The sequence below is a fragment of the Streptacidiphilus sp. BW17 genome (assembly GCF_041262485.1).
GTDB lineage: Bacteria > Actinomycetota > Actinomycetes > Streptomycetales > Streptomycetaceae > Streptacidiphilus.
The window spans coordinates 201244-220552 of sequence record NZ_JBGCCR010000010.1; the positions used below are offsets into that span (position 1 = coordinate 201244).

Genomic DNA, 19309 nt, shown 5'->3' on the forward strand with positions numbered 1-19309 from the left:
CCGACGGTCGCTCAACTGCGACGGGTACGGCCCGGCCTCAGCCGAGCGGCCTGACCCAGCGACGCCACTGGTCCTCGCGGTGGTATCCGGCGGCGGCCCAGGCGGCTTGGCCGGTGCCGTTGACCTCCAGCACCATCGCGTCCGCACGACGACCGCCGACCGCGCGGAAGCGGTCGTGCGCAGCCTCCAGCAACAGCCCGGAGACGCCCTGACGCCGGTGGTCGGGATGGACCGCGAGCCGGTAGAGGCTGGCCCGCCAGCCGTCCCAGCCGGCGATGACCGTACCGACCAGCCGCGCCGGATCGCCCGCCTGCGCGGGCAGTTCGGCCAGGATGAGCGCGTCCGGGTCGCGCTCGACCAGGCGCTTCACGCCCGCCACGTCGTCGCTGATGCTCGTGCCCTCGGCGGCCAGTCGCCAGAAGTCCAGGACGGCGCCGACGTCGTTGACGCGCGCGGCGCGGATGCTCAGTTCGCTCATGCGCCCAGCCAAACAAGTGGCCCGCGCGCGCCGCCGGGAGTTTCGAGGGCTGAGACGTGCCGTCGTCCATCCCCCTCCCGACGGGCGGTCACTACGATGGTCGGGTGACGGAAAGGGGAGGGGACACCGCGCTGTCCGAGCTGATGCCGTGGTCCGTCCGCGGGATCAGGACGGGCCGGTCCTGGGTCCTCTGCGCCGATCCCGAGGTGCTGGAGGAGCGCTGGCGACGGCTGGTCGAGGCGGGACCGCAGCGGCGCGCCGAGTTGTTCGAACCGTCCCGCTCGCGCACCCCCGACTCCGCCGTCGCCGCGCTGCCCGGACAGGCAGGACAGGGCGGCAGCACCCGCCGACTCTCCCGAGAGCCGGGCCCAAGGCCGCCGCTGGTCAGGGTGCGCAGCCGGGCCTTCGACCGACTCTGGCTCCTCGCCGACCACCGCCTGCTGGACCGGGCACGCCCGGAACTCTGGCGGGTCCTCGGCCCCGACCAGCGCTTCATGCTCACGCTGCCACCACAGCAGCCCGCGCCCGCAGCACCTGATTCACCGACCACCGTCGTCAGCACCGAGCTGCCGATCGACCCCCGCGTGACGGTGCATCCGCTCCACCGGCGTCCGGACGGGTCGGAGCCGAACGTCACTCCCGGGCTGCTCGCCCACCTGTCGCACGTCTTCCGCGCCACCGCGCCCCTCACCCCGGCAGACCTGCTGGCGTGGATCACCGCCGTCACCGCTCGGCCCGCCGCGCCGCGCAGCGGAGGCGAGCCCCTGGTGCCGCTCCCCCGCTCCGCCGCCGTCTGGGCCGAGGGCGTGGCGCTCGGGCACCGCGTGCTGGAGCTGCACAGCGCAGCGCCCACCGGCCGCCGACTCCCGGACGGCCGGAGGGCGTTCGTGCGCCAGCCCGTCGACCGGCAGCCGGAGACGCTCGGCTACGAGCCGGAGACCGAGACCCTGATGCTCGGCGAGGGCCGCCTGGCGCCCGTGCTGCCGAGCGCCTGGGCCTCGCCGGCCCTCGGCGAGTGGTTCGAGGAGCGGATCGCCTTCCGTTCCGCCGCCACCGGCACGCTGCAGGCCCTCGGCCTGACGGTCTGGCCGCAGCGGGCCACCACGGAGCTGCTGGAGCTGACGACCACGCTCGCCCTCCTCGCCGAGCTGCTGCCCGCGCAACAGGAACTCGTCGCCTCCGGCGGCCCCTGGCTGAGCCGCGCCGAACTGGCGGACGCGGGCGTGCTGCCGGTCCCCGCCGCAGCCCGCCGACCGGCGTCCGTCTTCACCTGTCAGGAGGAAGGACCGGAGGGCCAGTACGCGCTGCTGTGAGGACGCGTCCCACCGGGTGTCCGCACCGGACGCGATGATTGCCGTTTGATACCGAAGCCCCGATTGAGCTGCAACGACGCTCGCACCCGTCGGCGCGCCCCGGATACCATCCGCCATGAATCCGCTCACCGTTGCGGCTACCGAGCGACGGCGGCGGAACACCGGCGAAAACTGCAGCGGAAGGACGGAGCGTGGTGGACCAGCTCACCGGTGGTGACTCCTCGCTGCTGCGGCGGATCAACTCCGCGGTGACGCTGCGTGCCCTCCGCGACGGCCAGGTGCTGACGCTGACCCAGCTGGTCGGCGGGACCGGACTGTCCCGCCCCACTGTCGAGGGCGTGATCGAGGGTCTGATCGAGTCCGGCCTCGTCGTCGAGGTGGACCCGGCCACGGCGGCCGGCGCAGGCAGGCCCGGTACCGAGGGCGTGCGTCAGCGCGGCCGTCCCGCACGGCACTTCCGCTTCCGCGCCGAGGCCGGTCACCTGCTCGGCGTCGAGATCGGCACCCACGGCGCCCGCGCCATCATCTCCGACCTGCGCGGACGGACCCTCGGCGCGTACGGGCGGCCGATCGACGAGACCACCGAGGCCGACGAGCGCCTGACGCTGGTCCGCGGGACCGTCGCCGAACTGCTGCGGCGCGGCGGCATCTCGCGCGACACGATCTGGGCCGTCGGTGTCGGCACACCCGGCGTGGTCGACTCCGAGGGCGTGGTCCAGCTCGGCACCGCGCTGCCCGGCTGGACCGGGCTCGACCTGGCCAACCGACTGCGCCGTTCGTTCCGCTGTCCGGTCCTGGTCGAGAACGACGCCAACCTGGCCGCCATCGGCGAGCACTGGAAGGGCGCGGCGGTCGGCAGGAGCGACGTGGTCTTCGTCCTGGCCGGGCTCAGCCCGGGCGCCGGATCACTGATCGGCGGACGCCTGCACCGCGGCTTCGGCGGCGCGGCGGGAGAGATCGGCTCGCTGCACCTGCTCGGGCAGGAGGCGGAGCCGTCCCAGCTGCTCTCCCCCTCGGGCAAGCGCCTCCACGACCCGCTCGACGAGGCCGCCGTAGCGCAGGTGCTGCGGCTGGCCCAGGAGGGCGACCACACGGCGATGGACGTGCGCGACCGCTTCCTGGCCCGGCTGGTGCGCGACGTCGCCGCGCTGGTACTGGCGATCGACCCGCAGATCGTGGTCGTCGGCGGGTGGGCGAGCGGCCTGGCGGGCGTCGTGGAACCGCTGCACGAACAGCTCAGCCGCCTCTGTCTGCGCCCGCCCGAGGTGCAGCTCTCGGCACTCGGCGACGCGGCCATCGCGATCGGCGCGGTGAAGCTGGCCCTCGACCACGCCGAGGCCCAGCTCTTCTCCGTCGATCAGTGACCGGAACGAACAGCGGTACCAGGAACGAGCAGCGGCAACGGACCGGAGCGCGCAGGAACGCCCGTCAGGACGCCGCGCGCACCTCGACCCCGGCCTCGCCGAAGGTCAGCTTGCACGTGTCGGCACGGTAGGTGGAGACGGAGACCGCAAGCGGGCCCTCCGCCGAGAAGTAACGCGTCGTCAGCACCAGGACCGGGACGCCCGGCGGGCGCTCCAGCAGCCGGGCGGGCTCCTCCTCCGCCACGCCGAGCTCGACCGAACGGGACTCGCTCTCGACGGGCAGCGCCTGGAACTGCTTGAGCACCGCACGCGCACGGCTGGAGTCGGCCAGGAAGCCGGGGACGTGCGGCATGACCGTTCCGGGCACGAACAGCGTCTCGGTACCCACGGCCTGACCGGCCGTCACCCGCACGCGGCGGACGCTGTGCACGGCCGAGCCGGGCTCCAGGCCGAGCGCCTGGGCGACCGCCGTCGGCGCCGGGCCGACACCGCAGTCGACGATCCGCCAGGTGTCCGGACCGACTGACGCGTCAGGGCCGACCGACGTGCCGACGCCGGCAGACACGCCCGGGACGGTCGACTGGCCGACCGGGACGCCGATCCGCGGCGCGGCGATCAGCGTGCCGATGCCGCGGCGGCGGACCAGGCGGCCCTCCAGCTCGAGCTGGTCCAGGGCCTGGCGCAGGGTGGCCCGGGCGACGCCGAAGCGGGCGGCGAGGTCACGCTCGTTCGGCAGCACCTCACCGGTGCTGAACTCGGCGTCGATCGTCCGGACCAGCACCGTGCGCAGGTGCCAGTACTTCGGCTCCGGTGCCGCCTCGGTCGCTGTGGTCCCCACCCTGGCCTCCGCCCGTGAGCGCCGCCCTGTTCGCAGGACCGCGATTATGAGCCCTTATTTATTAAAGGACTTTGCAGTAAAGCCGACGATAGGGGCCCCCAGGGCATTGGTCAAGACCAATGGTCGAGGCCCAGATAGTGGCCCAGTCCCTTGCGTCCGTTGCGCATCATCCAGGCGTGGTTGACGCGGAACGCCGGACGTCCCGGCACGGCGAGGGCACGCATCAGCGGCTTGGTGACCTCGACGTCCTCGTGGAAGACGGCGACGCTCGCGCCGTCGCCACGGCTGGTCACCGTCCAGCGGGTGAGGCCTTCCAGGTCGCCGGTCAGCCGGGCCTCCAGCACCCCGGCGGCCGGGTCCTGTCGCGCCTCGTGCGCCACGACGCTCAACTCGTACGGCAGCAAGGAGCGGAAGCGCATCCGCCCGCTGGTCTCGGTCAACTGCCGGACCTCGAGTATCTCCGGCCACCAGACGGGATAGCCGCGCGGATCGGCGAGCACCTGGTAGACACGGTGCGGCGGAGCGGCGAGGTCCCAGACGGAGAGGAAGCGGTAGCGGTGCAGGGGCGCGGCCATGCGCCCAGTGTCGGACCGTCAGACCGGCAGGTCGAGGCGCCCCTCCGGGGTCAGCGGGAAGCCCGGGTTGTGGCAGAGCTCCCACAGGTGGCCGTCCGGATCGGCGAAGTAGCCGCTGTAGCCGCCCCACTCCATCGCGACCGGGGCCTTGACCAGGTCCGCGCCGACGGCGAGCGCATGCGCCATGGCGGCGTCCACCTCCTCGCGGCTGCCGAGGTTCTGCGCGAGGGTCACCCCGCGGAAGGTCGGCTCACCACCGTCGGGGACCCCCGCGTCGGCGGCGAGCTCCTCGGTCGGGAAGAGGCCCAGCACCGAGTCCGCGGTGCGGAACCACGCGATCACCCCCTCCTGCGAGGCGGAGGACAGCGGCCAGCCGAGGTCCTGGTAGAACTCGATGCTGCGCTCCAGGTCGGAGACGCCGAGCGTGACGATGCTGATCCGGGCGGGAAGGCTCATACGGGTCAGGCTAGGACGGGGTCGGCGATCGGGCCGGGTGCGACATCCGGCAGGATCGGATCCGGCACGACGCGACCAGCAGCAGCACCGATTCCTCGCAAGGAGCTCCAGATGACCCAGCCCCAGCGCCTCCCCTTGGTCGCCGCCGTCGGCGAGCGGACGCCCAAGGTCAGCGACGAGGCCTTCCTGGCCGTCAACGCGACCGTGCTGGGCGACGTGACGCTCGCCCCCGGCTCCGGCGTCTGGTACGGCGCGGTGCTGCGCGCCGACAACGAGTCGATCACCGTCGGCGCGGACAGCAACGTCCAGGACAACTGCACCGTGCACGCCGACCCCGGCTTCCCCGCCGTGCTTGGCGAGCGGGTCTCGGTCGGCCACAACGCCGTGCTGCACGGCTGCACGGTCGAGGACGACTGCCTGATCGGGATGGGCGCGACCGTCCTCAACGGCGCGGTCGTCGGGGCGGGTTCGCTGGTCGCGGCCGGGGCGCTGGTGACGCAGGGGATGCAGGTCCCGCCGGGCTCCATGGTCGCCGGCGTCCCGGCAAAGGTGCGCCGCCCGCTCACCGACGAGGAGCGCGCGCACATCAAGCTGAACGCCGAGTGGTACGTCGCCCTCGCCGAGCAGCACCGCGGCATCGGAGCGTAGACGGGCGGCATCACTTAGTGTCGTCGGCATGACCGACGACACCCACCGCTCCGTCAGCATCGAACGCACCAGTTCGGGCCACTACACCGCGACCAACCCGCGCGGCGGCACCATCAGCTTCGGTTCCTCCGGGACCACCGAGTTCTCCCCGGTGGAGCTGCTGCTCGCCGCGATCGGCGGCTGCACGGCGATCGACGCGGACGTCGCCACCAGCCGCCACACCGAGCCGGACGGCTTCACCGTGACGGTGAGCGGCGACCGGATCAGCGACGAGCTGGGCCAGCGGATGACGAACCTCGCGGTCACCTTCCACGTCAGCTTCCCCGAGGGCGAGGCGGGCGACCGCGCCCGCGCGATCCTGCCGCGCGCCGTGAAGTCCTCGCACGACCGGTTCTGCACCGTGAGCCGCACCGTCGAAACCGGTACCCCGGTCACCTCGACGATCGCCGAGGACTGACGGGCCGCTCAGGAGCAGCGCCGTTCGCGAGCAGCGCCGACCGGAAGCCGTGCCGTTCGGGATCGGCTCAGCTCCGGCTGCCGTTGAGGTAGGCGAGGACGGCCAGCACACGGCGGTTGTCGTCGTCCGAGGGCTGCAGGTCGAGCCGGACGAAGATGGACGCCGTGTGCTTGGCGACGGACCGCTCGGTGATCACCATGTGCTGGGCGATCGCGGCGTTCGAGCGGCCCTCCGCCATCAGCGAGAGCACCTCCCGCTCGCGCGGGCTGAGCAAGGCGACCGGCCCGGCGGAGGAGTTGTGCGTGAGCAGGCGGCTGATCACCTCCGGGTCCATCGCCGTGCCGCCCGCGGCGACGCGTCGGACCGCGTCCAGGAACTGGTTGCCGTCCATCACCCGGTCCTTGAGCAGGTAGCCGATCGCACCGCTGCCGTCCGCCAGCAACTCCCGTGCGTAGAGCGGCTCGACGTACTGCGACAGGACCAGGACCGGCAGCCCGGGCAGCTCCTGACGGGCTGTCAGTGCGGCGCGCAGGCCCTCGTCGGTGAAGGTCGGCGGCAGCCGCACATCGACCACGGCCAGGTCGGGACGGTCCGCCCGGAGCGCGTCCAGCAGCTCCTCGCCACTCTCGACGGCCGCGGTGACCTCGATCCCGTGCGCTTCCAGCAGCCGGGTCAGGCCGTCGCGGAGGAGGAAGAGGTCTTCGGCGAGAGCAACGCGCACGGGATCTCCAGGCTGGCGATGGTCGGGCCGCCCGCCGGGCTGCTCACCGCGAGCAGGCCGTCGAAGGCGGCGAGTCGGCGCTCGACGCCCCGCAGGCCGGTGCCCTGGGAGGGGTCGACGCCGCCGCGGCCGTCGTCGGTGACGGAGATCCGCAGCACGTCGCCAGTATGGCCGATCTCCACCCAGATCCGCCGCGCCTCGGCGTGCTTGGTGACGTTGGCGAGGAGCTCGCTGACGGCGAAGTAGGCGGCGGACTCCACGGCGACCGGGACCCGCCCCGGCAGCCCGCCGGTCACCTCCACGGGCAGCGGCAGGTCGAAGGCCAGCGCCTCGACGGCGTCCGCGAGGCCCCGGTCGGCCAGGACCGGCGGGTGGATGCCGCGGACCAGGTCCCGCAGCTCCCCGAGCGCCCGCGCGGAGCTGGACCGGGCCTCCGCCAGCATCGCCCGCGCCGCCTCCGGGTTCTCGTCGAAGAGTTGCTCGGCCGCGTTGAGCGCCATGCCGAGCGCGACCAGCCGGGCCTGCGCGCCGTCGTGCAGGTCGCGTTCGATCCGGCGCAGTTCGGCCGCACCGTGGTCGATGCTGTCGGCCCGGGTCCGGGACAGATGGTCCACCCGCTGGACGAGTTCCCGCTGCCGGGTCGGGCCGAGCAGCGTCCGCGCGGCGTGGTCGTGCAGGCGCAGCAGCACCGGTGCCCCCCAGAGCGCCAGCAACGGCGCGAGCCACAGCTCGACTCCGAAGAGCACGACGGGCTTGGCGGTGAACCGGCCGTTCGGCCCGAGGTGGTTGAGCAGCAGCGGCGCCACGATCAGCACGACGCCTCCGGCGAGGACGAGCGCCGCGCTCAGCACCACCCAGGCCAGGTCGCGCCAGGAGGCCGGATCGCCGAGCCAGCCGAGAAGCCGCCCGCGCCAGCGCTCGACGGGTGACGCCCCGTCGGGGAACTCCCGGTAGGGGGAGGCGATCCGCGTGCCGCTCCAGTGCGCGACCAGTCTCCGGTGCTCCGACGCGACCCACCGTGAGGAGAGGATCCCGAGCGGCAGCAGCAGGACCGCGACCCACACCACGCCGTGGTGCCCGCCGGGCGGGCCGCCGTCGTAGCAGGTGACCGCCGAGACGGTCAGCACCCCGGGGAGCAGCAGGACCGCACCGGCGGCCCGGCCGCCGCCCCCGGTCGCCCAGCTGAACCCCCAGATCACGCACGGGACCGCCGTGATCAGCAGGCCGAGCCACAGGTGCAGGCGGTCGCCGAGCACGTCCGTCTGCGCGTGGCCCGACGCGTTGAGCACGAGCAGCGGAGCAGCCGCCACCGCGGCCCCGCCGGCCAGCGTCAGCGCGACCAGGTACGCCGCGCGGAGCGGCGCGAGCAGGGTGCGCCACAGCCGGGTGTCGGCGGCGGGCGGTGCGGGCGGACTCACGGGGGCCTCCGGTGCTGGTCTCGTCGGTGCGCGCCCGGCTCCCGGCTCGGGCGTCCCGCCAAGTCTGCGCCGACGTCGCACCGAGCCGCGCCGGGCGCAGCCACCCAAGATCAGGTGTACCTGGGTACACCCCCGCTCCACCGCTCAACCGTATGTCGACGGTCCCGCCCGGATTCCTAGCCTCGTCCTCGTTCCGGCGTCACGCAATCAACGTCACGCGAGCAACATCGCGCATCGCGCAATCAACGTCACGCAAGCAGAGAACCACCGGAGGAACCGTGTCCGTGCCGATCGTCGCCGTCCGCGACGTGACCAAGACCTACGACCCGACCGGCACCGCCCGGCCGGCGCTCGACGCCCTGGACCTGGAGATCGCCCCTGGTGAGGCGGTCGCCGTCCTCGGGCGCTCGGGCAGCGGCAAGTCGACGCTGCTCAACCTGGTCGCGGGCCTGGACCGGCCGAGCTCGGGCAGCGTGACTGTCGACGGCATGAGCCTTGCCGGCCTGAGCGAGGCAGCGTTGGCGGCGTTCCGGCGGGAGAAGGTCGGGATGGTCTTCCAGTTCTTCAACCTGCTCGACGACCTCACCGTGCTGGACAACGTCCTGCTGCCGGCCCAACTGGCCGGGATGCGCCGCGCGCAGGCCCGCGCGCGAGCGACGGAGCTGCTGGAACGGCTCGGGATCGACCGGCTCTCTCGCTCGTGGCCCGGCGGGCTCTCCGGTGGCGAGCGCCAACGCGTGGCAGTGGCACGGGCGTTGATGAACCGGCCGGCGTTGCTGCTGGCCGACGAGCCGACGGGCGCGCTGGACACCGCCTCGGCCGCCGACGTCCGCGAGCTGCTCCGGGCGCTCCACGCCGAGGGCCAGACGATCGTCCTGGTCACCCACGACACCTCTCTCGCCGCCTCCTGCGCCGAACGGATCGTCGAGTTGGCCGACGGCCGTCTGGTGCGGGACGAGCGCACGGGTCTGCAGCCAGAGGACGTCACACAGCAGGACGTCACGGGGCAGGACGTCACGCGGCAGAGCTCGTCGGCGGTGACGGCATGAGCGCCTTGGGAGGGGTCGTCCGCTCCGGCGTCGGCCGCAAGCGGGTGCAGACCCTGGTCATGGTGCTGACCACGATGACGGCGGTGACCGCCTGCCTGTTGGCCGCCGGTCTGCTGCTCGCCTCACGCGGGCCGTTCGACCGCGCCTTCGGCGCACAGCACGGCGCACACCTCGCCCTCCGCTTCGACGGGACCGAGGTCGACGCCGCCCAACTCGCCGCCACCGCCCACGTGCAGGGCGTCACCGCCACGGCCGGGCCCTACCCGGCGGTCACGCTGCACCCGACCGTGGGCTCCGACGCGTTCCTCCCGGCCGGTGACCCGCTGCCGGCGACCACCTTGGTCGGCCGCCCGATCGACGGGCCGCTGGACGACCTCCGGGTCACGGAAGGGCACTGGCTCACCGGTCCCGGCCAGGTCGTGCTGCCGGACGGCAACTCGCCACTGACCCTGGGTGATCGCATGGCCTTTCCCGGTCTGCCCGGACACCCGAGCCTGACCGTCGTCGGCCTGGCCGCCTCGGTGACCGGCAGCGCCGACGGCTGGGTCTCCCCCGCCGAGATCCCCGCCTTGACCGCCCACGGCACCGTGCCGGACCAGCAGATGCTCTACCGCTTCGCGGACGCGGGCAGCGCCACGCAGCTCGACGCCGACCGCGCCGCCGTCGCCGCCGCGCTCCCGGCGGGCGCGGTGACCGCAGCCGACTCCTACCTCGACGCGCGGCAGTCGGCCGACAAGACGTCAGCCACCTTCGTGCCGTTCCTGGTGGCCTTCGGCGTGCTCGGACTCTGCATGTCGGTGCTGGTCATCGGCGTCGTGGTCAGCGGCGCGGTGGCCGCCGGGCGTCGGCGGATCGGCATCCTCAAATCACTGGGCTTCACCCCGGCGCAGGTGGTGCGCGCCTATCTGGGCACGGCGCTGATCCCGGCCGGTGTCGGCGCGGTGCTCGGCGTGCTGTTCGGAAACGCGCTGGCGATCCCGTTGATGGGTGTCACCGACAAGGCGCTGAACAGCGTCTCCACGGGCATCCCGGTCTGGCTCGACCTGGTGGTCCCGCTCGGGACACTGGCCGCCGTCGCCGGCACGGCGCTTGTCCCCGCCCTGCGTGCCGGACGGCTGAGCACGGTCGAGGCGCTGACCGTCGGACGCGGCGCACAGACCGGGACCACCGGCCGGGCCGTGCAGCAGGTGCTGGCCTGCTGGCCGCTGCCGCGCGCGCTGAGCCTGGGCCTCGGCAGGCCGTTCGCCCGTCCCGGCCGGGCCCTGACGGTCGCGGCGGCGGTGACGCTGGGCACGGTCGGGGTCACCTTCGGCGTCGGGCTGGGCATCTCGCTGGACGGCGTCCAGCAGGGCATCAGCCAGGACAACGCGGGTGCCGTGATCATCCTGCCGGGCATCCCGGCGCCGGGTTCCAAGCCCAAGGTGGTCACCGCCGCCGGCCTGACCCGGGCCGCCGCCCTGATCAGCGCCCAGCCCGGCACCGGCGCCTGGTTCAGCACCACGACCGACCGCCTGGACCTGGCCGGGCACACGGGCCAGGCGCAGGTGGTCGCCTACCAGGGCGACTCGTCCTTCGGCGAGCTCCAACTGGTCTCCGGCAGCTGGTTCCAGGCGCCGGGCGAAGCGGTCGCGCCGTCCAGCTTCCTGAGCGCCAACGGCGTCCGCGTCGGCGACACCGTCACCCTGGCCGAGGGCGGTCGCACCGCGCGGGTCCGCATCGTGGGCGAGGTGCTCTCCCTCCACGACGAGCTGCTGACCGACCGCTCCTCGCTGGCCCCGCTCGACCTCGACTACCTCGCCGGGATGACCCAGTTCGACATCGCCCTCAAGCCGGGCACCGACCAGGCGTCCTACGCCGACGCACTCAGCCGGGCGCTGGCTCCCTACGGCATGGCCGCCATCCCGAACCAGGAGCCGCCGAGCGTGGTGGTGCTGTCCATGGACACCCTCGCCCTGCTGCTCACCTTGATGCTGGTGGCGGTGGCCGGACTGGGCGTGCTCAACACCGTGCTGCTGGACACCCGGGAGCGGGTGCACGACCTGGGCGTGCTCAAGTCCCTGGGCATGGCCCCGCAGCAGACCGTGGCGATGGTGCTGACCTCGGTCAGCGTCAGCGGCCTGGCGGCCGGGCTGGTCGGTGTGCCGATCGGCATCGCGCTGCACGACGCGGTCCTCCCGGCGATGGCGCGCGCGGCGGGGACCGACGTCCCGGGCGTCGACCTGGCGGTCTACCACGCGCCCGAGCTGATCCCGCTGCTCCTCGGCGGCCTGGTGCTCGCCGCGCTCGGCGCGCTGGCCCCCGCGACCTGGGCGGCCCGCACCCGGACGGCCACGGCGCTGCGCACGGAGTGATCGGGGCCGTTGTCGTCGGGGCTGTTGTCGTCGGGGCAGTACCCCGGCGTGGGGATCCGGACCCTAGAATCGTTGCACTATGAACCAGGTTTCGGGTCCCCGCTTCCGCAGCATGGTCGCCATCGGCGACTCCTTCACCGAAGGCATGTCCGACGACGTGCTGCCGGACGGCCAGTACCGCGGCTGGGCGGACCGTGTCGCGGAGCGCCTGGCCGCCGAGCTCGACGGCCAGGCGGACAGCAAGGGCGACGGCGACGGCGAGCCCGACGGCGACCGCTTCCGCTACGCGAACCTGGCGGTGCGCGGCAAGCTGATCGGCCAGATCGCCGACGAGCAGGGCGACGCCGCCGTCGCGCTCGGCGGTGAGCTGGTCACCCTCGCCGGGGGCCTCAACGACGTGATGCGGCCCGGCTGCGACATCGACCACGTGGAGCGCACGCTCGGCGCGCTGGCCGCGCGGATCGCGGCCGAGGCGCGGCAGGTCGTGATGTTCTACAGCGTCGACCCCAGCCGCCGGATGCGTGGCAGTGCCCGGCTGATGCCGCAGATCCTGCGACTGCAGGGATTCGTCCGGCAGTTCGCCAACCGCCACGAGAACATCGCCGTGGTCGACCTGTTCCACGTCCCGGCCTTCGACGACCCGCGGATGTGGGCCGAGGACCGCCTGCACTTCTCCGCCGAGGGCCACCGCCGGGTCGCCGAGGCGGTGCTGCAGGCGCTCGGCTTCGAGCCGTCCTTCGACTGGCGCGAGCCGCTGCCACCGGCTCCCCCGGTCCCCCGGCTCACCAAGCTCGGCGACGACCTCCGCTGGATCCGCACCCACGTGCTGCCGTGGATCGGCCGCCGCCTCACCGGCAGGTCCAGCGGCGACAACCGCCCCGCCAAGCGTCCGACGCTGGACGCCTTCCCGGACTAACGCTCGGCCTGCCGGAGCTGGTCGAGCAGGTGGTCACGGTCGGCCAGCACCTCGGTGAGGACGCGGCGTGCGGCGGCCAGCAGGTCGGCGACGTCGGAACCGGCCAGCCTGTAGCTGACGGTCGACCCGTCGCGGACCGACACGATGATCCCGGAGCGGCGCAGCACCGCCAACTGCTGGGAGAGGTTGGACGGTTCGATCTGCAGGTCCGCGAGCAGATCGCGGACCGGACACGGACCGCCACGCAGAAGTTCCAGCACCCTGATCCGGACGGGATGGCCCAGGAGGCGGAAGAACTCGGCCTTGACCTGGTAGAGCGGCGGCGCCGCCATCACACTTCCAGTCCCTGTTCGATCACCAGCAACCGTCGCCGGGCCATCACCTGGTTGGCCCGCTGCCGGTCGAGCGCCAGGTAGAGGAAGAGTCCCGCCCCCGTCAGCATCGCTTCTTTGAGCGCAGTGTCCGTACTCGCCATGGCCCGTGACCCTAGGATCCAAACTCCGCACCAGTTACCGGAATTGAAGAACACTGCAATCGTTCATCTGTGCCTGTGTAGGATCCGCGGTCGCCGCCGCGCCCCGCTCAATCCGGCCAGGACAGGGAGCGGCCCAGGGCCGCGAGGACCGCGGATGGGACCGCGGAATCTGTCAATCCGTCAGACCCGAGCACGACCGCCGCGCCCACCGACAGTGCGAAATCGGACATTCCGTTTCAAATGCAAGCTTTACTTCGTGGTCATGATCGGTTCGTGGTTGCGAAACACTGCTTCGGCAACATGGCAGCATGAAGCAGTCTCATCTCACCCACCACGCCAACTCCTCTGCCGGTCACCCGAAGCACCGCTGGCGCAGAGACACGGTCGAGCTCTCCGCAGTCTTCACCGCAGTCGCGGTGGCCGATTTGGTCGCGAACGTGGTCGTGCACGGCCACGACGGTCCGGTGCTGCTGTTCTCCTCAGCCGTCGCACTCGTGGCCACAGCCCTGGGGCACAGCTGGTGGACACACCGGCACACACACGCCCCACCAGGCGTGATCACCTCGGTCGCGGGCAGTGAGGCGCCCGGGGAGGAGCTCGCCGCGCCCACCGCCGCCACGCCGCCGGAGGAGGTGGCGCTGTGGCGGATCCGCGCCACGGTCACGGACGCGCCGGGCAGTCTGGCCACGCTGTGCCGGGCACTGGCGGACATCCCGGTCAACATCGTCTCCATGCAGGCCCACCCGCTCGCCGAGGAGACCGTTGACGAGTTCGTCGTCCGGGCGACTCCGGAGCTCGCCGCGCAGGAGCTGACCCGGGCGGTGGTCGCGGCGGGCGGCACCGAGGTGTGGCTGGAACGCGCCGACGCCCACGACCTGGTCGACGTGCCGACCCGCGTGCTCACCATGGCCACCCGGACCGCCCAGGACGCCGCCGAACTGCCGCTGGCGCTGCGGCAGCTGTTCGGACGGTGCCGGATCCGCTCGATCCCCGGCCGCGAGCTCGCCGAGGACGAGCTGGACGGCGCGGTGATGCGGCTGCGCGACCCGGCCGGCGGTGTCCTCGAACTCAAGCGCGAGCAGCCGGCGTTCACCCCGACCGAGTTCGCCAGGGCGCGGGCGCTGATCGAGCTGGACGCCCGGCTCGGCCCCCGGATCCCGCACACCCGCCAGACGCTGCGCCTGCTCGGCGCCCCCCACGGGTCCGCCGAGGGCGCCGAGGGCGGCGAGATCTCCGTGCGCCGCGCCGAGCCCCGCGACCGGGCCGCCGCAATCGCCCTGCACGAACGGTGCAGCACCCGGACGCTCCGCCAGCGCTACCACGGTCCGGTCGGCGACGCCGACCGCTTCCTCGGCCACCTGCTCGACCCGCGCCACGGCCAGACGCTGGCCGTCGAGGCCGAGGACGGCCGCCTCGTCGCCCTCGCCCACCTGCTCTGGGACGACGACGCGGCCGAGATCGCGGTCCTGGTCGAGGACGCGTGGCAACGCCGCGGCCTGGGCGGAGTCCTGGTCCGCCGCCTCACCGAGCTGGCCCGCCGCGCAGGACTGGCCGAGGTCTACGCCGTGACCACGTCCGCCAACGCAGGCATGATCGCGACGCTGCGTCAACTCTCCGTGCCGCTCGACTACCACGTCGACGAAGGCACGCTGGTGATCACGGCCCACCTCGCCGTCCCGCAGCCCACGTCGGCCGGGTCGGCCGCGTCGACTGTGTCTGCCGCGTCGGCCTCAGCCGCCGCGTCGATTACTCGACGGTGACCGACTTCGCCAGGTTGCGCGGCTTGTCCACGTCCCGCTCAAGCGCCACCGCCGCGTAGTAGGCGAGGAGTTGGAGCGGGATGCCGAGCAGGATCGGGTCCAGCTCCGGCTCGTTCTTCGGGATCAGGATCGCGTCCTCGGCGAACTTCGGGTCCGGCGCGGTGTGACCGACCATCAGCACCCGGCCGTGGCGGGCCCGGATCTCGCCCAGGGTGGTGAGGTTCTTCTCCACCAGCTCGTCGTCCGGCACCAACGCGACGGTCGGCAGCTCGGGGCCGATCAGCGCCAGTGGGCCGTGCTTGAGCTCGCTGGCCGGGTAGGCCTCGGCGTGGACATACGAGACCTCCTTGAGCTTCTGCGCGCCCTCGCGGGCCACCGGCCAGCCGCGCACCCGGCCGACGAACATCATCCCGGCGTTGTGCGCGTACTCGGCGGCCAGCTTGGCGATCCGGTCCTCGCCGGCCAGGATCTGCCGGATCTGGCCGGGCAGCGCCTTCAGGCCCGCGCAGATCCGGCGGCCGTCGGCGGGCGAGAGGTCGTGGACGCGGCCGAAGTGCAGCGCGATCAGCGCGAAGGCCACGGCCGTCGAGGTGAACGCCTTGGTCGAGGCGACCGAGATCTCCGGCCCGGCGTGCAGGTAGACGCCGCCGTCGCACTCGCGGGCGATGGCGCTGCCGACCGTGTTGACGACGCCGAGGACCCGGCCGCCCTTGCGCTTGATCTCCTGGACCGCGGCCAGGGTGTCGTAGGTCTCGCCGGACTGGCTGACCGCGATGTAGAGGGTGTCCGCCTCGATCACCGGGTTGCGGTAGCGGAACTCGGAGGCCGGCTCCGCGTCGGCGGGGATCCGGGCCAGCTCCTCGATCAGCTGGGCGCCGAGCTCGCCCGAGTAGTACGCCGAGCCGCAGCCGAGGATCTTGACCCGGCGGAAGGCGCGCGCCTCGCGCGCGTCCAGGTTCAGGCCGCCCAGGTGCGCGGTGGCGAACCGCTCGTCGACGCGGCCGGAGAGGGTCCGCTCGACGGCTCCCGGCTGCTCGTGGATCTCCTTGATCAGGTAGTGCGCGTGCCCCGCGGTGTCGTAGGAGGCCTCCTCGATGTTCACCGTCGAAGGCTGCTTGGCGGTGGCGCGGGCGTCCTGGGTGAAGGTCTGGAAGCCGTCGGCGCGGACCGTGGCCAGCTCGCCGTCGTCCAGGTGGACGACCTGGCGGGTGTAGCGGACCAGCGCGGCCACGTCGGAGGCGGCGAACATCTCCTTCTCGCCGATGCCGAGCACGATCGGGCTGCCGTTGCGGGCGACCACGATCCGGTCGGGGTGCTCCGCGTCCAGCACGGCGATGCCGTAGGTGCCGACCACGCGGGAGAGGGCGGCACGGACCGCGTCCTCAAGCTCCTCGCTGTCCTTCGCACAGGCGGCGACCAGGTGGGCCAGCACCTCGGTGTCGGTCTCCGAGACGAAGACCACGCCCTCGCTCTCCAACTTGGCGCGCAGTTGGTCGGCGTTCTCGATGATGCCGTTGTGGACCACGGCGAAGCGCCCCGAACCGTCCTGGTGCGGGTGCGAGTTGACGTCGCTCGGCTCGCCGTGGGTGGCCCAGCGGGTGTGGCCGATGCCGGAGGTGCCCTTGCCGCGTCCCTTGGAAAGCATGTGCGCCGGGACGGCCGCGGCCAGGTCGGCGACCCGGCCCTTTTTCTTCACCGTCTTCAGTCCGCCCTTGGCGGCGACGGTGATACCGGCCGAGTCGTAGCCCCGGTACTCCAGTCGGGCCAGGCCCTCCAGCAGGATCGGGGCCGCGTCCTTGCTACCGATGTAGGCGACGATTCCGCACATATGAACTCTCCTCCGCGTCTCTCGCGTCTCTGCGTCGGCTCACCCGTAGACGATCCGGCGCAGTTGGCGGGCGGACAGCTCGGGTGCTGACACGCGCCGCTGCTGCAGCTCGGGACCGATACGGGCGAAGATCTGGTCGTTGGTCAGCCCGCGCGCCTGGAGCTCGCCGTGGCGGCGCCGCACGTACTCCTCGGTTCCCTCGCCGAAGTAGGCGAGCACGTCCGCGATGACGCGGGCGGCCTCACCGGGGCCGAGGGAGGTGGTCCGGAGCAGGTACTGCATCAGGTCGTCGTGAGGGTGGCTGGCCTGGGACACGAGGCACGACCTTACGCAGAGAGGAGTCGTTCACCAAGAATCCTGCCCGATTTCGGGCAGGACTTCGCGCTAACGGCCCTCAGCTCTCCCCGGAACTGCCCTTGGAGCCCCGCTCGGAACCCCGCTCGGAACCCCGCTCGGAGCTGGAACTCGGCTTGGAACTCCGACGACCCGCGACATACCAGGCCCCGCCCCAGAGCAGCAGCACCAGTACCGAGCCGGTGGGCACCCAGTTGCCCCACCGGTCATAGAGGGTGTCGCCGGTCGCCAGCGGGACCGTGTAGACGGTGGCCGCGCTGTCCGACTTGCCCAGCTCGGTGCCGACCTGCCGCCCGGCGGGGTCGTAGGCCACGCTGACGCCGGTCAGCGTCGCCTGGACGACCGAGCGCCCCGACTCGGCGGCGCGGAACGCGGCCAGCGAGGCGTGCTGCTCGGGCGCCCAGGTGCCCTGGAACGTCGAGGTGGCCGACTGGACCAGGATCACCTGCGCACCGCGCTGCTCCAGCGCGCGGCTCATGTCGGGGAAGGCCGACTCGAAGCAGATCAGCGGCCCGACCTTGAGCGTCCCGCCGCCGGGCGTCGGCACCGTCATCACCACCGGCGTGGTACCGCGTCGGCGGTCCACCGCGGCGGCCTTGGAGAAGTCCGAGACGAACCCGAGGACCGGCCGCAGCGGGATGTACTCGCCGAAGGGCACCAGCCGGATCTTGTCGTACCGCTGCCCGGTCAGCCCGTCCGGTCCGACGAGGACCGAGCTCTTGTAGATCCCGCCGAGGCCCGGCCGCACCGCGTCCACATTGACCAGCAGGTCCGCCCCGGTGGCACGGGAGAGGGCGGCGAGGTCGGCGGTGACGTCCGGATGGACCGTGAGGTCGTCGGCGACGCTGCTCTCGCCCCAGAGCACCAGATCCGGGTGGTCCGCCGCGAGCGTGGCGGTCAACTGCTCGCCACGGACGGTCCGGTAGCCCGTCGAGTCCACCGCCAGGCCCGGCTGGACCACGCCCACGGCGGCGCTGCTCCCCGTCAGCTTCGGCTGCGGCGCCCACGCGGAGACGGCGACGGTACCGAGCGCGAGGGAGACCAGCGTGAGCCATGCGACGTAGGACCGGCCCCAGGAGACGATCAGCGCGACGACGGCCGTGTTCACCGCCACGATCAGCAGGCTGTCCAGCCACACCCCGCCGACCGAGGCCAGCCGCAGCGCGGCGTGCTGCTGGTACTGGCTCGCCCCGAGCAGCCCCCACGGCCCACCCAGGTACTGCCAGGAGCGCACCGTCTCGGTCACCAGCCATCCGGTCGGCACCAGCACCAGCGCGGCGACCACCCGCCCGACGTCCGGGGTGCCGTGCAGCAGCCGGTGCACCAGCCAGCCCCACGGCGCCCAGATCAGTCCGAGCAGCGCCGCGATCGCCACGATGAAGACGCTCAGCGAGGGGATCAGCCAGCTCATCACGCCGATCAGGAAGCCGATCCCGCCGAACCAGCCCAGCTGCAGCGCCTTCCGGGGCGTGGCTGCGCCGCGTAGTACCAGCAGCAGCGGCACCAGACAGACGTAGGCGAACCACCACCACCCGGGCGCGGGAAAGATCAGCACAGGCAGCGCGCCGCAGAACGCCGCCAACAGCGGCTTGGCGCTGCGCCGGACGAGACGCCGGAGACGGGACGATCGAGGGCCGGCGGACGTGTCCGGGGGCGGCGGATCGCTGTGCCCGCCCAGCGGCTTTCTCCCGGTGACGACGCTCACGCTGATCCTCTTTCTCTTTCTCTCCCCCGAGGAAACGTGCCGGCCGCACCATCTTGCTGGCTCCGGTGCCTCCAGGTCCCAGTCTCCGACGCGATCACCGGTTGAGCACCTTGTTTGCAGGTCGTTCGCAGGGTGTTTGCGCCCTCGCATCCGTCGGCGCACCCTGGAGACGATGGGAGGGTGACATGGCATCACATCAGCAGCAACCCGGGCGCATCCGAACGGGTACACAGTTTGCGGCGATCACGGTCGGCGTGGTGGCGCTGGCCCCAGTCTGGCTCTTCGTCGGCTACCCGTTGGAACGCTCCTGGACCGGTCCGGGGCGTGCCTGCGGGAACCGCGTCACATTCCGGATCGCACGCCACCCCTTGGCGGTCGCTCTCAGCACCCCGATGCGCCTGGTCGCGGAACGCCTCCTCGGCCGCAGCCGCCGCACTCCGGGTGGCGAAGGCGGCCCACCCACCGCAGGCGACCGCTTCCCCCGCCGCCCGAAGCCGACCCTCCCGAGCGACGCGATCGCGCTGAGCGAGCCGGGCTCGCGGTAGCGGTAGCGGTAGGGGCGACGGCCGGTGAGACGGTCGGACCGGCGCAGTCGGCTGCTCG

The 19309-nt window shown here is 72.7% G+C and carries 20 protein-coding genes; 9 read left to right on the forward strand and 11 right to left on the reverse strand.

Translation table 11 applies throughout. The features are described 5' to 3' along the window. Positions 1 to 37: 37 nt before the first annotated feature. Complete coding sequence (locus ABH940_RS15500; RefSeq protein ID WP_370068241.1) at positions 38 to 478, reverse strand: GNAT family N-acetyltransferase; 441 nt, start codon at positions 476 to 478, stop codon at positions 38 to 40. A 104-nt stretch (positions 479 to 582) separates the two neighbouring features. Here ABH940_RS15500 and ABH940_RS15505 point away from each other — a divergent pair, with 104 nt between their 5' ends. Both ABH940_RS15505 and ABH940_RS15510 read left to right on the forward strand, forming a co-directional pair. After that, the gene (locus tag ABH940_RS15505; RefSeq protein WP_370068243.1) at positions 583 to 1791 is read left to right on the forward strand and encodes a type ISP restriction/modification enzyme; all 1209 of its coding nucleotides are present in this window, start codon (positions 583 to 585) and stop codon (positions 1789 to 1791) included. A gap of 194 nt (positions 1792 to 1985) precedes the next feature. Beyond that, positions 1986 to 3155, forward strand: a complete 1170-nt coding sequence (locus ABH940_RS15510; RefSeq protein ID WP_370068341.1) for an ROK family protein — start codon at positions 1986 to 1988, stop codon at positions 3153 to 3155. Between the two features lie 64 nt (positions 3156 to 3219). On the opposite strand, the gene ABH940_RS15515 is transcribed toward ABH940_RS15510, so the two are convergent. The 3 genes from ABH940_RS15515 to ABH940_RS15525 form a co-directional block, all read right to left on the reverse strand. Then, positions 3220 to 3993, reverse strand: a complete 774-nt coding sequence (locus ABH940_RS15515; protein ID WP_370068245.1) for a GntR family transcriptional regulator — start codon at positions 3991 to 3993, stop codon at positions 3220 to 3222. 110 nt (positions 3994 to 4103) lie between these two features. Continuing rightward, positions 4104 to 4568, reverse strand: a complete 465-nt coding sequence (locus ABH940_RS15520) for an SRPBCC family protein (RefSeq protein WP_370068247.1) — start codon at positions 4566 to 4568, stop codon at positions 4104 to 4106. An 18-nt stretch (positions 4569 to 4586) separates the two neighbouring features. Then, positions 4587 to 5024, reverse strand: a complete 438-nt coding sequence (locus ABH940_RS15525) for a VOC family protein (RefSeq protein WP_370068249.1) — start codon at positions 5022 to 5024, stop codon at positions 4587 to 4589. Between the two features lie 111 nt (positions 5025 to 5135). Here ABH940_RS15525 and ABH940_RS15530 point away from each other — a divergent pair, with 111 nt between their 5' ends. Together ABH940_RS15530 and ABH940_RS15535 are read left to right on the forward strand one after the other, a co-directional pair. Then, positions 5136 to 5672 carry a gamma carbonic anhydrase family protein gene (locus ABH940_RS15530; protein WP_370068251.1) on the forward strand — a complete coding sequence of 179 codons (537 nt, stop codon included), beginning with the start codon at positions 5136 to 5138 and terminating at the stop codon, positions 5670 to 5672. 28 nt (positions 5673 to 5700) lie between these two features. Then, entirely contained in the window at positions 5701 to 6129 is a 429-nt protein-coding gene (locus tag ABH940_RS15535) for an OsmC family protein (RefSeq protein WP_370068253.1), read from the forward strand. A 67-nt stretch (positions 6130 to 6196) separates the two neighbouring features. Here ABH940_RS15535 and ABH940_RS15540 read toward each other — a convergent pair whose 3' ends face one another. Together ABH940_RS15540 and ABH940_RS15545 are read right to left on the reverse strand one after the other, a co-directional pair. Continuing rightward, positions 6197 to 6850 carry a response regulator gene (locus ABH940_RS15540; protein ID WP_370068255.1) on the reverse strand — a complete coding sequence of 218 codons (654 nt, stop codon included), beginning with the start codon at positions 6848 to 6850 and terminating at the stop codon, positions 6197 to 6199. Beyond that, the gene (locus ABH940_RS15545; RefSeq protein ID WP_370105479.1) at positions 6802 to 8268 is read right to left on the reverse strand and encodes a histidine kinase; all 1467 of its coding nucleotides are present in this window, start codon (positions 8266 to 8268) and stop codon (positions 6802 to 6804) included. Before ABH940_RS15545 ends, ABH940_RS15540 begins: the two co-directional genes overlap by 49 nt. 278 nt (positions 8269 to 8546) lie before the next feature. Here ABH940_RS15545 and ABH940_RS15550 point away from each other — a divergent pair, with 278 nt between their 5' ends. From ABH940_RS15550 to ABH940_RS15560, 3 genes are all read left to right on the forward strand, one after another. After that, positions 8547 to 9317 carry an ABC transporter ATP-binding protein gene (locus ABH940_RS15550; protein WP_370105480.1) on the forward strand — a complete coding sequence of 257 codons (771 nt, stop codon included), beginning with the start codon at positions 8547 to 8549 and terminating at the stop codon, positions 9315 to 9317. Further along, entirely contained in the window at positions 9314 to 11668 is a 2355-nt protein-coding gene (locus ABH940_RS15555) for an ABC transporter permease (RefSeq protein ID WP_370105481.1), read from the forward strand. The genes ABH940_RS15550 and ABH940_RS15555 overlap by 4 nt, the downstream gene beginning before the upstream one ends. A 79-nt stretch (positions 11669 to 11747) precedes the next feature. Next, positions 11748 to 12584, forward strand: a complete 837-nt coding sequence (locus tag ABH940_RS15560; protein ID WP_370068263.1) for an SGNH/GDSL hydrolase family protein — start codon at positions 11748 to 11750, stop codon at positions 12582 to 12584. On the opposite strand, the gene ABH940_RS15565 is transcribed toward ABH940_RS15560, so the two are convergent. Together ABH940_RS15565 and ABH940_RS15570 are read right to left on the reverse strand one after the other, a co-directional pair. Next, positions 12581 to 12916 carry an ArsR/SmtB family transcription factor gene (locus ABH940_RS15565; RefSeq protein ID WP_370068265.1) on the reverse strand — a complete coding sequence of 112 codons (336 nt, stop codon included), beginning with the start codon at positions 12914 to 12916 and terminating at the stop codon, positions 12581 to 12583. The two genes, ABH940_RS15560 and ABH940_RS15565, sit on opposite strands and share 4 nt — an antisense overlap. Next, on the reverse strand, positions 12916 to 13059 hold the full coding sequence (locus ABH940_RS15570; RefSeq protein ID WP_370068345.1) for a hypothetical protein: 144 nt from the start codon (positions 13057 to 13059) through the stop codon (positions 12916 to 12918). Before ABH940_RS15570 ends, ABH940_RS15565 begins: the two co-directional genes overlap by 1 nt. A 308-nt stretch (positions 13060 to 13367) precedes the next feature. Here ABH940_RS15570 and ABH940_RS15575 point away from each other — a divergent pair, with 308 nt between their 5' ends. After that, a complete protein-coding gene (locus tag ABH940_RS15575) occupies positions 13368 to 14819 on the forward strand; it encodes a GNAT family N-acetyltransferase (RefSeq protein WP_370068267.1) in 1452 nt (483 codons plus the stop codon). Here the strand turns inward: ABH940_RS15575 and glmS are convergent. The 3 genes from glmS to lnt all read right to left on the reverse strand — a co-directional run bounded on the left by glmS (position 14806) and on the right by lnt (position 18706). Next, on the reverse strand, positions 14806 to 16647 hold the full coding sequence (gene glmS / locus ABH940_RS15580) for a glutamine--fructose-6-phosphate transaminase (isomerizing) (RefSeq protein WP_370068269.1): 1842 nt from the start codon (positions 16645 to 16647) through the stop codon (positions 14806 to 14808). The genes ABH940_RS15575 and glmS overlap by 14 nt on opposite strands. 39 nt (positions 16648 to 16686) lie before the next feature. Next, on the reverse strand, positions 16687 to 16929 hold the full coding sequence (locus ABH940_RS15585) for a hypothetical protein (RefSeq protein ID WP_370068343.1): 243 nt from the start codon (positions 16927 to 16929) through the stop codon (positions 16687 to 16689). Positions 16930 to 17041: 112 nt separating this feature from the next. After that, positions 17042 to 18706: an apolipoprotein N-acyltransferase gene (lnt, locus tag ABH940_RS15590; RefSeq protein ID WP_370068271.1), complete on the reverse strand. Its 1665-nt coding sequence runs from the start codon at positions 18704 to 18706 to the stop codon at positions 17042 to 17044. Between the two features lie 185 nt (positions 18707 to 18891). Between lnt and ABH940_RS15595 the strand changes: the two genes are divergently transcribed. Beyond that, positions 18892 to 19251, forward strand: a complete 360-nt coding sequence (locus tag ABH940_RS15595; RefSeq protein ID WP_370068273.1) for a hypothetical protein — start codon at positions 18892 to 18894, stop codon at positions 19249 to 19251. Positions 19252 to 19309: the final 58 nt, after the last annotated feature.